13 protein-coding genes are annotated in these 14,259 nt (G+C 68.5%); 7 read left to right on the forward strand and 6 right to left on the reverse strand.

The annotated features are described in order from the left end of the window. The coding region (locus FPV16_RS14425) for a M48 family metalloprotease (protein WP_227439155.1) at positions 1-2,058 on the reverse strand (2,058 nt) is incomplete at its 3' end. Between the two features lie 304 nt (positions 2,059-2,362). On the opposite strand from FPV16_RS14425, the gene FPV16_RS14430 reads away from it, so the two are divergent. Continuing rightward, positions 2,363-2,602 (forward strand): hypothetical protein, encoded by a 240-nt coding sequence (locus FPV16_RS14430; RefSeq protein WP_227439094.1) that lies wholly within the window; start codon positions 2,363-2,365, stop codon positions 2,600-2,602. A 23-nt stretch (positions 2,603-2,625) separates the two neighbouring features. Here FPV16_RS14430 and FPV16_RS14435 read toward each other — a convergent pair whose 3' ends face one another. After that, positions 2,626-2,997, reverse strand: a complete 372-nt coding sequence (locus tag FPV16_RS14435) for a hypothetical protein (RefSeq protein WP_227439095.1) — start codon at positions 2,995-2,997, stop codon at positions 2,626-2,628. 352 nt (positions 2,998-3,349) lie between these two features. Beyond that, on the reverse strand, positions 3,350-4,249 hold the full coding sequence (locus FPV16_RS14440) for a LysR family transcriptional regulator (protein WP_227439156.1): 900 nt from the start codon (positions 4,247-4,249) through the stop codon (positions 3,350-3,352). Positions 4,250-4,464: 215 nt separating this feature from the next. On the opposite strand from FPV16_RS14440, the gene FPV16_RS14445 reads away from it, so the two are divergent. The 6 genes from FPV16_RS14445 (at position 4,465) to FPV16_RS14470 (ending at position 11,801) form a co-directional block, all read left to right on the forward strand. Further along, complete coding sequence (locus FPV16_RS14445; protein ID WP_227439096.1) at positions 4,465-5,766, forward strand: dicarboxylate/amino acid:cation symporter; 1,302 nt, start codon at positions 4,465-4,467, stop codon at positions 5,764-5,766. 78 nt (positions 5,767-5,844) lie between these two features. Next, complete coding sequence (locus FPV16_RS14450; RefSeq protein WP_227439097.1) at positions 5,845-6,681, forward strand: bifunctional allantoicase/(S)-ureidoglycine aminohydrolase; 837 nt, start codon at positions 5,845-5,847, stop codon at positions 6,679-6,681. Then, positions 6,681-7,184 carry an ureidoglycolate lyase gene (locus tag FPV16_RS14455; protein WP_227439098.1) on the forward strand — a complete coding sequence of 168 codons (504 nt, stop codon included), beginning with the start codon at positions 6,681-6,683 and terminating at the stop codon, positions 7,182-7,184. Before FPV16_RS14450 ends, FPV16_RS14455 begins: the two co-directional genes overlap by 1 nt. A 369-nt stretch (positions 7,185-7,553) precedes the next feature. Continuing rightward, positions 7,554-8,063: an RNA polymerase sigma factor gene (locus tag FPV16_RS14460; protein WP_227439099.1), complete on the forward strand. Its 510-nt coding sequence runs from the start codon at positions 7,554-7,556 to the stop codon at positions 8,061-8,063. 96 nt (positions 8,064-8,159) lie between these two features. Continuing rightward, entirely contained in the window at positions 8,160-9,104 is a 945-nt protein-coding gene (locus tag FPV16_RS14465; RefSeq protein ID WP_227439100.1) for a FecR family protein, read from the forward strand. 120 nt (positions 9,105-9,224) lie between these two features. Beyond that, complete coding sequence (locus FPV16_RS14470) at positions 9,225-11,801, forward strand: TonB-dependent receptor (protein ID WP_227439101.1); 2,577 nt, start codon at positions 9,225-9,227, stop codon at positions 11,799-11,801. A 74-nt stretch (positions 11,802-11,875) separates the two neighbouring features. Here the strand turns inward: FPV16_RS14470 and FPV16_RS14475 are convergent, their stop codons facing one another. The 3 genes from FPV16_RS14475 to FPV16_RS14485 all read right to left on the reverse strand — a co-directional run bounded on the left by FPV16_RS14475 (position 11,876) and on the right by FPV16_RS14485 (position 14,246). Continuing rightward, on the reverse strand, positions 11,876-12,694 hold the full coding sequence (locus FPV16_RS14475; protein ID WP_227439102.1) for an outer membrane protein: 819 nt from the start codon (positions 12,692-12,694) through the stop codon (positions 11,876-11,878). 230 nt (positions 12,695-12,924) lie between these two features. Continuing rightward, positions 12,925-13,830: an NAD(+) diphosphatase gene (nudC, locus tag FPV16_RS14480; RefSeq protein WP_227439103.1), complete on the reverse strand. Its 906-nt coding sequence runs from the start codon at positions 13,828-13,830 to the stop codon at positions 12,925-12,927. Next, positions 13,830-14,246: an HIT domain-containing protein gene (locus FPV16_RS14485; RefSeq protein WP_227439104.1), complete on the reverse strand. Its 417-nt coding sequence runs from the start codon at positions 14,244-14,246 to the stop codon at positions 13,830-13,832. The genes nudC and FPV16_RS14485 overlap by 1 nt, the downstream gene beginning before the upstream one ends. Between the last annotated feature and the right edge of the window lie 13 nt (positions 14,247-14,259).

Raw genomic sequence — 14,259 nt, forward strand, 5'->3', positions numbered from 1 at the left:
GGCCGGGGACGAGCCGGCCTCGGCGAGGACGCGGCGTGCTTCCGCCGCCTGCCGGTAGCGGCCGATCAGGTCGGCGAAGTCCTGCAGCGTCATCTTCCGCGGCAGGCCGGCCTTGATCGTGACGATGCGGCGCTTGGGGTCGAGCTTGACCTTTCGGCCTCCCGGAACCCGCTGCGGGAAGGCGGCCTCCGGCGGCAGCAGCAGGCGCGTGACGATGCCGGACTGCTGCAGTGTCATGTCGAGGTCGGCCATGTCGTCCCAGGGGATGGGCCGGTCGAGGCCGGGGATCGCCAGGGCTTCGGGCCGCAGGATCATCGTGATCCGCTCGCCCCGCCACAGCCTGAACAGGCCGAAGGCCGCCAGCCCGGCCCCGCAGGCAAGGGCCACCGCCGCCACGAGGCGTGCCTCCCAGGCCGACAATCCCGGGAAGCCGAGGGCCACGAAGGCGAGGGCGGCCATGGCGAAGAGCAGGCCGGCGACCACCAGGACGATGGCGCCGGGCCGGCTGTTCTCACGCAGGACCCGCTCCTCGGCGTCGATCGCCGCCGCCGTCGCTTCGAGATGCGCCCGCACGGCCGCGTCATGCTCTTCCACAGCCCCGCGGAAATCCGCCGTGGCCGCCCGGCACAATCCGGTGGGGTCCGCAAAATAGGCCGCGAGCTGCCCGAGGGCGTGCGGCGGCGGCACGATGGCGGACGCGGCCAGGAGATCGGCGTCGAGCGCCCTGCCGAGGGCGGCGATGCGCTCGCGGGTCGGCGGATGGGTGTCGGTGGGGTGGGGCTGCTCGGCCTCCAGATGTGCGGCCGGGTCGTCGAGGCCGCGCGCGATCACATGATCGAGGATGGCGGCGACGAGATCGGCGGGGGCCGATCCGGGCTTCTCGACGGCGGCATCGAGAACCTCGGCGATGCGGGGCTGAACCGCGCCGGTGCGGAGCAGCGCCCGCGCGGCGGCATCCGGCGAGGTCGGCCCGGCGCCCGCGGCATCGGCGGCGAATTCCCGCGCCCGGCTCCAATGCCGCACGGCGAGATGGAAGCGCTCCATCACGAAGGCGCCGAGGCGTAAGGACGGAGTCAGCAGCCCGAAGGATCCGGCATGCCCCTCCGCCACCGCGTCGAGGGAGCGCCCGACCCCGGCATAGATCGGCAGGAAGCGCTGGCTGTAGGCGGTGTCGCCCCCGGCGTAATGGGCGAGTTCGTGGCCGATGATCGCCGCCACCTCGTCGCCCCGCATCAGGGCGAGGTAGGGCAGCGGGAGATAGAGGATGCGGCCCGTCAGCCGCTCGCCTCCCGGCTCCACCACGGCCGGTCCGGCGCTGACGAAGAAGCCCCCGGTGAGGCCGACCACCACGGCCTCCGGCGTCAGCGCGCCGAGCCGTTCGGCGAGCCCTTCGGTGAGCCGCCACAGGCCGGGCGCTTCCGCCGGCGAGACGGTCCGGCCGAAGATCGGCAGCGGATCGGGCTCGAATGCGGCCAGCGCGCGGCGCAGACCGAGGACGGTCGCGCCCGCCGTGACGAGGACGGCCCCGACAGCCACGGCGGCGATCAGCAGAAGCTTGATCTCGCCGCTGCCGAGACCGGGCCTGGCGAGGATGCCGGCCTCAACGATCACGGCGGCGACGAATCCTCCGGCGGTGAGGAGGACCTGGATGGCGAGGATGGGGGGCAGCAGCCGTCGCACCAGGGAGAAGCCCCCCACCAGCACGTCCCGCGAAGCCCGCCCCATCCATCCCAGCAGGGCGCCGGCCAGGAGGACGAGAACGGACAGGGCCGCCGCGACTCCCCCGGCCGCGATGACGACGGGGGGCAGCACCCGGCGCCAATCCATCAGCAGGGTCAGGGTCGCGGCCTCGTCGCGCGCCGCGCGGGCCTGAACCAGGGCGAGGGGGCCGCCATAGGTTTGACCGTTGCGGCGGAACTGCATGCGGTAATCGACGCGGCCGTCCCGCGGCTCCCGCGCCTCGAGATCCTGGACGATCCGCGTCAGGTGCAGGCGTTCCGCATCGAGATCGGCCCAGTCGGCGGCGGCGCGCTCCCGCTCCCAGACGCCGAGCAGCATGACGGCCAGGGGCAGCAATACGGTGGCGGCCACGAGGCCGGCCAGCGAGCGCAGGTGCGACGGTGCGCGCGTAATCGTTGCGTCGGCGATGCCTGCCTCCCGAGATGCGTCTTCGCGCAAACGGGCATGGACATAGGCCACTTCCTAGGAAAAATCACCCTTCTGGGCGCACACCCGATCCAGACGGCCTTTCGGGATTCCTCCCCACGGAGGGGCAGAGGGCGGCGCCGGACCGCCCTCTGGCAAGACCGTCTCCTGGAATGAGGCATGAAACTTTATTGTATGTCGCTCCGTAGGGGCGCGGATGAATCTCAACCTCTTCCCGGGTTTCTCCACCCCCGTGCTCGCCTCGACGGAGGCCGAGCTGATCGCCGCCGACGCGGCGTGGATCGCGGAACTGGCGAGCGTGTTCGGCTCCGAGAGGATCGACGAGATGGCGGCCCAGCGCACGGGACGGGGCGAGGAGGGAAGTCGCCTCCGACGCCTCTACGACGCCCGCGAGGGCGCCTTGGCGGCATGGCGCGCCGCGCGCGGCATGGATTAGCCCCGCCCTCCGGTCCCACCGGGTCAGAGGCGATGGCCGCCCGTCATCCCTGATCCCGCGAGGCTCACGCCCTTCTTCGACGCGCGGTGCCCGTCGCCATAGGTGGGGGGCGCGTAGCCCTGTCGCGACTGCCGATGGATCGCGTCGCCGAGATCGCCGGCGACCTGCCGCAGGGTGGTCGCGTGGCAGGAGGCGGCGACCCGCGTCGCGAGTTCGCGGGTATGGCTCCGGCCATAGAGGAAGGCGGCGAGGCGGGCGCGGGTCCGCTCGGGGATGGTGGCCATCAGCGCGGGGATCGCGTCGGCATGGGCGCGGTAGATCGTTCCGAGCTCGTCGCCCGAAACAGGGCAGTCGTCGTTGAAATCTTCGATGCCGATCGAACGGGCCTGGAACACTCGGGTACCTGCAAGTTGGGTTGCCCCATCAGTGCGGTGCCGTGGTTAACGAATGGTATCGATCCCTGTCGATCGGTCGGATGTCATTAACAGACGGTCGGTCGGCAGATCTTCACCGGCCGCGTATCGATCGATCCCGTCGTGTCGGGGTCGCGGCTGAGCGTGGCGTGAGGACCGGGCTGAGGGGCGGTCTTGGGGATCTTCATCAGCTGGAAGGCGCAGACGCAACAGAGGGCCAGCGAGCCCAGCCACAGGGCGCATCGTGCGGTTTTGACGGTTTGCTTCGACATGGCCGCCAGGGTGGGCCCGATTGGTTAGCCAATGTTGAACACCGGTCGGCGGCCTCAAGGCTTCATCCCCGCCGCAATTCGGCGGCCAGACGCTCCGCGTCGCTGCGCATCAGGGCCAGGAAGTTCTGCGCCATCGGTCCCGAGCGCAGATGATAGAGGGCATGGACATCCGCCGACAGGATCGACGAGACGACGGGCCGGTAGATCACGTTGGCGTGAGCGAGCTTCGCCACGAATTCGGGGATCAGGGCGACGCCGAATCCCGCCGCCACGAGGCTGGTGAGCGAGGCGGCTTCCACCGCCTGCTGCGAGATTCGAGGATAGAACCCGCTGCCGATGCAGCATTGCAGGATGTGCTTGGCAAACAGCGAATCCCGCAGGCGCAAGAAGACGAACTTCTCGTCCTTGAGGCGGCTCAGGGTCACCGACTCGCTGACGATCCCGTGGCCCTTGGGCAGGACCACGGCGATCCCCTCGCTCCAGGCCAGTTCGCTCATGAGGTCGGGGTCCTGCGGCGGCGTGCGCAGGAAACTGATGTCCGTCTGCCCCGACTTCAGCGCGGCGATCTGCTTGTCCGGCGACATCTCGTGGATCTGGATGTCGACGCCGGCGAAAGTCTCTTGGAATTTATGGATTAGTCCCCCGAGCGGTCCGGCGAGCATCGAGCCCGTCAGGCCGACATTCAGAACGCCGACGCTGCCGCAGCCGATGGCATGCGCCCGCTCGGTAGCGTCCTGCGCGCTGTGGAGAATGGCCTTCGCCCGGACCAGGAAATCCTGGCCCGCCTGGGTGAGCGCAACGCGGCGGGTCGTCCGCTCCAGCAGACAGGTTCCGATCTCCGCCTCCAGATCCCGGATCTGCTGGCTCAGCGGCGGTTGCGCCACGCCGAGGGCCTCCGCCGCCGCCGTGAAACTCAGCTTTTCAGCGACGGCGACGAAGTAGCGAAGGTGGCGCAGTTCCATGACCGCCATTCATATGCGGAAGCTCTTAATGGCGACGAAAGATATATTTGACGGCCGCCGCGGGTCGAACAATGCTGCGCGCGGCGATGGGTGACGACATGCCGCTCCTGCATGATTCCGCAGGACGTCCCGCCTCCACATCGACGAACCTTCCGATGCACCGAGGCCGGGCACGCGGAGCGACGAACGGCCTGAAGCAACGGTTGGAGGTTCGCATGCGGCGCTTCTTTGCGTCCCTGTTCGGTCAGGTGGTCGCGGCCCTCGTCCTCGGGATCGTCCTCGGCATCGTGTGGCCGGATTTCGCCGTCGCCCTGAAGCCCCTCGGCGACGGGTTCATCAAGCTGATCAAGATGGCGATCGCGCCGCTGGTCTTCGGTGTCGTCGTGCACGGCATCGTCGGCGCGGGAGACCTGCGCAAGGTCGGCCGGGTCGGTCTCAAGGCGTTGATCTATTTCGAGGCGGTCACGACGCTGGCCCTCGTACTCGGCATCGTCCTCGCCTACGCGTTCGCGCCGGGGGCCGGCATGAACATCGATCCCTCCACCCTCGATGCTAAGGCCATCGCCAGCTACACCGACCGGGTCGGGCAGGTGACGGGCACCGTCGACTTCCTGATGAAGATCATCCCGACCACGATCGTCGATGCCTTCGCCAAGGGCGACATCCTCCAGGTCCTCATCATCGCGATCCTGTTCGGTTCGGGACTGGCGCTGTTGGGCGAGCACGGGCAGCCCCTGGCGCAGAGCATCGAGCGGATCACCGCGGTCCTGTTCAAGATCATCGGCTTCATCGTGCGGCTGGCCCCCCTCGGCGTCCTCGGCGCCGTCGCCTTCACCGTCGGCAAGTACGGCATCGGCTCCCTGCGGCAGCTCGGGATGCTGGTGGCCCTGTTCTATGTCGGCGTCGCGTTCTTCGTCTTCGTCGTGCTCGGCGCGATCCTGCGCGCGGCCGGCTTCAGCATCCTGAAGCTGCTGGCCTATCTGCGCGAGGAGCTCATGGTGGTGGCGGGCACGGCCTCCTCCGACAGCGTGCTGCCCCAGGTGATGCGCAAGCTCGAACGGCTCGGCATCCGCGATTCCACCGTCGGCCTCGTGATCCCCACGGGCTACTCGTTCAACCTCGACGCCTTCTCCCTCTACCTCACCCTCGCCACCGTCTTCATCGCGCAGGCCACCAACACGCCCCTGTCCTTCGGACACCTGATGCTGATCCTCGGCATCGCCCTCCTGACCTCCAAGGGCGCGCATGGCGTCCCTGGATCGGCCATCGTCGTCCTGGCGGCGACCCTGTCGGCGGTGCCGGAAATCCCGGTGATCGGGCTGGTGCTGGTACTGTCCATCGACTGGTTCGTCGGCATCGCCCGCGCGCTCGGCAACCTCATCGGCAATTGCGTGGCGACGGTGGTCATCGCCGCCTGGGAGGGCGATATCGACCGGGCGCAGGCCCACCGCGTCCTCAACGGAGAGGTCGCCACCGACACGACGGCCGTGCTCGATAGCCCCCTCGCCAAGGCGTAGACTCCGGGACGACATCCGGCGCTGCGCAAGCGACAACGAGGGCCCGAACGGGCCGCATGACGTGTTGGAGACGAGCCCATGACCGCCTCTTCCTACAACCCGCCCTGCGGCGGGCTGCCGCCCCAGACGGCGCTGATGACCGGCCGGGCCGTGTTCACGGAGGCCTATGCGGTCATCCCGAAAGGCGTGATGAGCGACATCGTCACCAGCGTGCTGCCGTTCTGGGACGATACCCGCGCCTGGATTCTGTCCCGCCCGCTCTCCGGCTTCTCCGAGACCTTCGCCCAGTACCTGATGGAGGTCGCCCCCGGCGGCGGCAGCGAGCGCCCGGAACTCGATGCCCGCGCCGAGGGCGTGCTGTTCGTGGTCGGCGGTCATGCGAGCCTCGTCCTCGACGGGACCACGCATGCCCTGCGTCCCGGCAGCTACGCCTATCTGCCGCCCGGCGCCGCTTGGACGTTGCGCAATGACGGCGACGAGCCGACCCGCTTCCACTGGATTCGCAAGGCCTACGAGCACGTGCCGGGCATCGACGTGCCCCCCGCCTTCATCCGCCACGATTCCGAGATCGAGCCCCGGGGCATGACCGGCACGAACGGCGTCTGGGCCACGACCCGCTTCGTCTCCCCCGACGACGTGCGCCACGACATGCACGTGAACATCGTCACGCTCCAGCCCGGCGCCTCGATCCCCTTCGAGGAGACCCATGTGATGGAGCACGGGCTCTTCGTGCTCGAAGGCAAGGCGGTCTACCGGCTCAATCGCGACTGGGTCGAGGTGGAGGCCGGCGATTTCATGTGGCTGCGCGCCTTCTGCCCGCAGGCCTGTTACGCGGGCGGCCCCGGCCCCTTCCGCTACCTGCTCTACAAGGACGTCAACCGCCACCCGGCCCTGACGCCGCGCAGGATCGGGTGATGGACGCCCGGCACATCGTCGCCCGGCCGCTCACGCCCGAGGCCTTCGCCCCGTTCGGGACGGTCATCGACAAGGCGGCCGTCGATCCGCGACCCATGAATGCCGGCATGGCGCGCCGCTTCCACGATCTGGCGGAGGTCCGCGCCATCGGCGAGGGCGCGCGGGTGGTGATCGGCCTCGTCGAAGCCCAACCCTATCCCCTGCCGCTGACGGTCGGCCTCATCGAGCGCCATCCCCTCGGCGCGCAGGCCTTCGTGCCGTTGAATGCCGCGCCGTTCCTCGTCGTCGTCTGCCCCGACGAGGACGGGCGGCCCGGCCCGCCGCAGGCCTTCGTCACGGCGCCGGGGCAGGGGATCTGCTACGACGTCGGCACGTGGCACGGGGTGCTCACCCCTTTCGGCGCCCCCCAGGAGTTCCTGGTGATCGATCGCGGCGGGACGGGCGTCAATCTCGAAGAGGTCCGGCTCCACGAGCCCTGGACGGTCGCTCTGCCGGGCACGTAGGCCGCCGCGGCGGGACTCGGTGCCCGGCTCCCGTCCCGGCCGGGCGAGGTGGGGCTCGGGCCGCGTCCCCGATCATCGAGATGTGATCGCCGACCGGCCCCAGGCCTGCGAATGGCCGGGAGATGTGCTCGCAGCGCAACAGGGGGAGGGCTTTCGCGTCCTGCGGGGAGCGAGGTGGTTTGGCACGAGGACCGACTGCGAAAGATGTTTCCGATAGAAACACAAAGGCTTGTTCTGTTATCGGCCGCCTATTTTAGAAATCATATAAACTATTGAAGTGCTTGCATAATTTTTATGCTGCTTCTTTGTTTTCAGCTCCGAAAGATTGTGCGATCCCGCGGTGATCCCGAGGTGATGGGAGCTGGTGTCATGCAGCTGGTATCGATGGATGCGCTGCATCGTAGCCAAGGCGCGAAGCTTCAGCGCTTCCTGCTGCGCCTCCTCGGCAACTCCGCCGATGCGGCCGACGCCCATCAGGAGACCTACCTGCGCATGCTCGCGGCGCTCTCGCGCACGAGCGTCGAGAACCCGTCCGCCTTCCTGTTCCAGGTCGCCAACAACGTCGCCCTGCGGATGCGAAACCGGCAGCGGCTCGAAGGAACGCTGTTCCAGTCCGTCAGCGACGCGGAGATGTCGGAGATCGTCGACGGCTATGCCCTGCCGGAGCGGCAGGTGATGGCGCGCCAGGAACTCAGGCGGCTCGCCGCAGCCATCGACGCCTTGCCGCCCCGGTGCCGCGAGGTGTTCCTGCTCGCCCGCATCGACGGGCATTCCAACGGCGAGGTCGCCGCGCGTCTGGGCATCAGCCGCAACATGGTCGAGAAGCATCTCATCAAGGCCCTCCTGCAGTGCCGCCGCCATTGCCGCGATCTTTTGTGAGACGCGACGTCAGGTAACGGACCCCTGGTTGATCCTAGTGAGTAGGGACACACGGCCCGCCCCTCCGGGCCGGAATGGGGTCCGGAGAGCAGAACCGTGACCAAGGGCGACACGACCGACGCACAGTCGGGCGACGACGAGGATCCCGTCTTCGAGGCCGCGGCCGGCTGGGTCGCGCGGCTGTCCTCCCCGGATGCCACGAGCGAGGACCGCGAGGCCTTCGCGAACTGGCGCGATGCCGATCCGGCCCATGCCGAGGCTTACGCCGAGATGGATGCGCTCTGGCACAGGCTCGGCCACGTGCCCGACCCCCGCAAGCGCCGTTCACCGCCGAAAGGCCTGGCCGGCCTCGCCGTGGCAACGATCCTGTGCGCCGCCCTGGGCCATCAGCTCGGCCTCGTCGACCGGTTCCGCTCCGACCTCTGGAGCGGCGTCGGCGAGATCGGGCATTCGGTCCTGGCCGACGGGAGCCGCATCGACCTCAATACCGACACGGCGGTAGCCCTGCGGTTCTCCGACACCGAACGCGGGATCGACCTCCTGCGTGGAGAGGCGTTCTTCGACGTCGTCCCCGACCCTCGGCGCCCGTTCGTGGTGCGCAGCAACGGCCTGAGCGTGCGGGCGATTGGCACGCGCTTCTTCGTCCGTGCGGACGGCACGGACAGTCCCGTCGGGGTCACCGCAGGACGCGTCGATGTGGCGGACGAGCATCGGCACATGCTGGTGTCGGCGGGCGAGGCGGTGCGCCGCGAGGACGGGGCGCCCCTCGGCGTCGTCAAGGTGGATCTGAACCGGAGCGTGGCGTGGCGGGAGGGGCGCCTCGTCTTTGCCGGCGAAAAGCTGTCGGCCGTCCTGGAGGAGCTCGACCGCTACCGCCACGGGCGCGTCGTCCTCATCGACGCCACGGCCGGCGAGCGGCGGGTCACCGGGGCGTTCGACCCCCACAATACGGACGATGCCCTGGACGTCATCGCGGCGACGATGAACGTGCGTGTCACCCGTCTCACGCCCCTTCTCGTCCTGGTCGGCTCGCCGCTGTAGCAAGCCAAAAGAATTCGGTGCTCCGACGTCAGGAGATCGCGGCCTCGTTGATCTCAATTGGTAAGGGACGAGAGAGCGCGAAGCGCACCGTCCTTGTTCAACCGACGGATGGGGCGTGCAATGGCGGCGCGAGAGCTTGGGTTTGCAGAGGAGCGGCGCGCGCGGGTGTTTCTCGCCGGCGTGTCGATGCTGGTGATGGTCCCCGCCGCGGCGCAGAGCCAGGAGGCGAAGCGCCCGCAATCGGCCAAAGATCGAAAGGCGAGCATCATCGCCCTCGCTCCCGAAGCCTCGGCCCCGCGAGACGGGGACAGCGTGTCCCTGTCCATTCCGAAGGGCCCTCTGGAAACGGCCTTGGTGGCCTTCACCGAGCAGGCGAAGGTCAAGCTGGTTTATGCCACCGAGCTGACGGCGAGACTGAGCTCGAACGGCGTCGACGGCGCGTTCCTGCCCCTCGACGGCCTGGCCAAGATCCTCGAAGGCACCGGCCTGACCCACCGGACGGTGGGCCCGTCCACCATCACCCTCGTCAATCCGAGCTACGTTCAGCTCGGCCCGGAGCCGGCCGGGGCGGTGACCCTCGCCGAGTTGAGCGTCGAGGCGCAGCGCCTGAACCGCGCGTCGCTCGCAGGGCTGCCCCCGTCCAGCGGAACGGTGGGCCAGCCGCCCGTTCCCTATGCCGGTGGCCAGGTGGCGACGGGAAGCCGGATCGGCCTTCTCGGCAACCGCTCCGTGCTGAAGACGCCCTTCAACGTGACGAGCTATACGGAGAAGCTGATCACGGACCAGCAGGCGCGCACGGTGGGCGACGTCGTGCAGAACGATCCCTCGGTGCGCAACGACGCGCCGCCCTATAGCGAGCGCGACTCGTTCTTCATTCGCGGTTTCTCCGTCACCAACCTCGATACCGCCTTCGACGGATTGTTCTACATCGCCAACGCGCGCCGGAGCTTCACCGAAGGCCTCGAGCGCGTCGAGGTGCTGAAGGGCCCGACCGCCTTCCTGAACGGCGGCGTCGGCCGTGTCGGCGGCACCATTAACCTCATCCCGAAGCGTGCCTTCGACGAGCCGCTCACCCGGATCACGACGAGCTATTTCAGCGATGCCCAGGTCGGAACCCACGTGGACCTCGGACGCCGCTTCGGCACGTTCAAGGAATGGGGCGTCCGCTTCAACGGCGCCTACCGCAACGGGAGCACACCCCTCGACAAGAACGCCATCGAGGTGGGCGTCGCCGCTTTGGGCCTCGATTATCGCGGGGACAGGTTCCGCGCCTCGCTCGACCTGAACCATTCCAACCAGAACATCACGGCGCCGACATCGCTGTTCAACGCGGCCGCGCCGAACATCGCGGTGCCCCGCGCCCCGAACAACCGGCGCAACACGGCGGGCTCGTCGGAATATATCGACACCACCTACGGCATGGCCGCCAGCCGGGTCGAATTCGACATCCTGCCGGAGACGACGATCTACGCCGCGGGCGGCATCAGCCGCTACCGCGAGGATTCCCTGAGCTCCTATTACCTCGTCACGGGGGCCTCCGGCCAAGCCACCAACACCCTCGCCATCGCCCCCCTCGAATTGCAGGGCCTGACCGGCGAGATCGGGCTGCGCTCCCATTTCCAAACCGGCTTCATCGGGCATCAGGTCGCGATCTCGGCGACCGAGGCCGTGAACAAGAACTTTTCGCGCGGCTACTTTCCTCCCAGCCTGCCGAGCTTCCAGACCAACATCTACAGCCCGACCTACCTGCCGTTCGGATCCGTCGCCACGGGCATCTACCCTCGTTCCAGCCGGCAACCCCTGTTCTCGGAACTCAGCGCGCGCAGCGTGGCCGTGGCCGATACCCTGTCGCTCGGCGAGGATCGCTTCATGCTGACGCTCGGCGGGCGTTTTCAGGACATCGCGCTGAACAGCTACGTCACCCGTCCGGTGGCCAATCAGGGTTCGCTGGCCTCGAGCTACAACCAGGGCCGGTTCAGTCCCGCCATCGCCCTGGTCGTCCGCCCCTTCGAGAACCTTTCGTTCTACGGCAACTACATCGAGTCCCTCGACGCAGGCCCGAGCGCGCCGGTCACCGCGGTCAACGCCAACGAGATCTTCGCCCCCACCGTGAGCCGGCAGAAGGAGGTCGGCGCGAAGTACGATTTCGGCACCGTCTCGGTCACCGCCTCGCTGTTCGAGATCGAGCAGCCGAGCGCCTTCACCGATCCCGGCACGCGACGCTTCTCCGTGAGCGGGCTGCAGCGCAACAGGGGGGCCGAGTTGACCGTGTTCGGCGAGCCGTTCGCGGGCGTGCGCCTGTTGGGCGGCATCACCTTCATCGATGCGCAGCTGGTCAACACCGCCGGAGGGCAGTTCGACGGGAACGCGGCTCCCGGCGTCCCCGACATGGCGATCAACCTCTACGGCGAGTACGACCTGCCGCCGTGGCTGGCCCCCGGCCTGACCCTGACCGGGCGGGCCATCCATACCAGCCGCCAGTTCTACAACCAGGCCAATACCCAGTCGGTCCCCGACTGGACCCGCTTCGATGCCGGCCTGCGCTATGCCTTCGAGGGTGTCATGGGCAAGCCCGTGGTGGTGCGCGCGACCGTCGAGAACCTGTTCGACGATTCGTACTGGGCCTCCGCCGCCCGCGGGTTCCTCGCCGTCGGCGCACCCCGGACCTTCATCGTGTCGGCGTCCGTGGACTTCTGACCCATCGTTCCGGGGCGGGGGACGCGACCGGCCCCCGCCCCAGCTCTTCTCGATGCCTGCGATCCGAACTTGGCCTACGAGCCGAACTTGTAGTTCAGCCCGACCCGGACGACGCTTCCCTCCGACCGGAAGTGCGAGGTCGCCTCCACCAGGGACTGGCCGAGTCCGCTGGAGCTCGTGAGCGGGACGCTGCGCTTGCCGAGATCGTAATGCAGGTATTCCACCTTCAGCGTCACCGCGGAGGACCGGAAGACGTTGAGGAAACTCTCGGTCGGCAGGGCGTATTCGATGCCCCCGCCATAGGCGAAGCCCGTCTCGAGACGGTCGATCCCACCGGCGAAGAGGTCGAGGGTCGGAACCCCCGCCACTTGGAAGCTCGTCGCGCTCTGGTAGCTCACGTTGCCGTAGGCGAGACCGCCGGTGCCGTAGACCAGGACGCGGTCGAACGCGTAACCGAGGCGGCCGCGCACGGTACCGAGGAAATCGAGGCTTTGCCGCGTGGTGTTGGCCACGAACGAATCGCTGCCCGAACCGAAGATGCCGCGCGACCTGCGCTTGGTCTCGTCGAGGTCGGTATAGGCGATGTCGGTCTCGATGCCGAGGACGAGGCCCGAGCCGGGGGTGAGCTGGTAATTGTACCCGGCCTGACCACCGGCCACGAAACCCTGCTGCCGCGAGGACAGCGACGCGAAGCCGGAGCGCTCGATGAAGAAATCGGTGCCGCTGTCAGTCCCCGAGGTCGCCGCGGTGCGGACGGTCTGCCGGTCGCTGAAGCCGTATCCGGCCTGCACGCCCGCGTAGAAGCCGGTCCAGCTGAAGCTCGGCAGGGGCACGAAGACGGGCGGTGGCGAAGCGCGGCGGGGCAGGTCCGCCGCAGCCACGGTTCCGGTCATCAGCCCGATCATCGCGCCAACACCCAACAAAATTTTCGCCATTGTCCCCTCACCGCCTCCATTGAGGCAGCGACGTGAATCGAAGGCGTGATTCCGGGATAGTGCCGGGAAGACACAATTTCGGACCGACCGTCCGAAATTTTTAACCAAGACGCGACGTTGCCGACTCCCTCTCGGAGAGGTGTAAAAATGCCACTGTCATGGGCCTGGCGATCGGTTTCCACAGCCCGTTAGAGGCACTCCTCGACGAAGGCGCGCATGAGCAGATGCGCGATCGCCATGGGCGGCGGCACGGTCAGTCCCTCGCCATGGGTGCCGGCGATCATCGCCGCCACCTCGTCGCGGGTGAACCAGCGGGCATCCGCGAGTTCGGCCGGATCGATGGTGATTGCCTCGTCCAGGGCTTCCGCCGCGCAGCCGATCATCAGCGAGGACGGGAACGGCCAGGGCTGCGAGGCGTGGTAGGTCACCGCGCCGATCCTCAGCCCCGCCTCTTCGAGGGTCTCGCGGCGGACCGCGTCCTCGATGGTCTCGCCGGGCTCGAGAAAGCCGGCGAGGCAGGAATACATGCCCTCCTTGAAGCGCGGCGAGCGCCCGAGCAGGCAGGATTCTCCCCGCCGGATCAGCATGATCACCACCGGATCGACGCGGGGGAAGTGATGGGTCTCGCAGGTCGGGCATTCGCGGCGGAAGCCGCCGGCGGCGAAACGGGTGGCGGTTCCGCAATTGGCGCAGAAGCCGTGGCGGGCATGCCAGGCCAGGATCGATTTCGCCGTGGCAAGCAGGCCGAGTTCGTGCGGCGCCACCGCGCTCTCGGCAGCGAGGCTGCGCAGATCGGTGGTGCGGAAACCGGGATCGGAATCGTACCCCTCGGCGGCCTCCGGCGAGACCGCGCAGGCAAAGACCGGAGCGCCGTCGAGGCGGCCGAGGAAGAGCGTGAGATCGGCGTGGCAGGCGCTCGCGGCCCGCGCGGACGGCAGGAGCGCCGTGTCACCGGCAAGGACGATGCGGTCCCCCGCCACGAGCACGATCCGCGCCTCCGCCGCGTCCGGCATCGGCACGAGGTCGCTGCTCTCGGCCGAATGGCGGATGAGCCGGCTTTCCGAAAAGCCGAGAGCGTCGAGGCGGGCGCTCATCAGGCGGCCGCGAACAGGGCGCCGATGCGCTCGATCATCTGGGCGCGGGCGTGGTGCGGATAGGGCTGTCCCGTGCCGACGCCCCAGACCGGCGAGGGCCAGGCCGGATCGGACAGGAAGCGCCCGATCACGTGGACATGGAGCTGCGGCACGACGTTGCCCAAGGCCGCGACGTTGACCTTGTCGGGCTTGGCGAGGGCCAGCATCACGCCGGTGGCGATCCGGATCTCGTCCATGAGGTCGTGCGCATCCTCCGCCGACAGGTCGGTGAGTTCGCTGGCACCCGCCCGGCGCGGCACTAGGATCAGCCAGGGAAACCGGGCGTCGTCCATCAGCAGGACGCTGCACAAGGCGAGGTCGCCCACCGGAACGGTGTCGGCGACGAGGCGCGGGTCGAGGGTGAAATCGTCTGTCATCGCCGCTCAAGCC

Origin of the sequence: Methylobacterium sp. W2 (assembly GCF_020662345.1) — a bacterium.
Classification (GTDB): Bacteria; Pseudomonadota; Alphaproteobacteria; order Rhizobiales; family Beijerinckiaceae; genus Methylobacterium.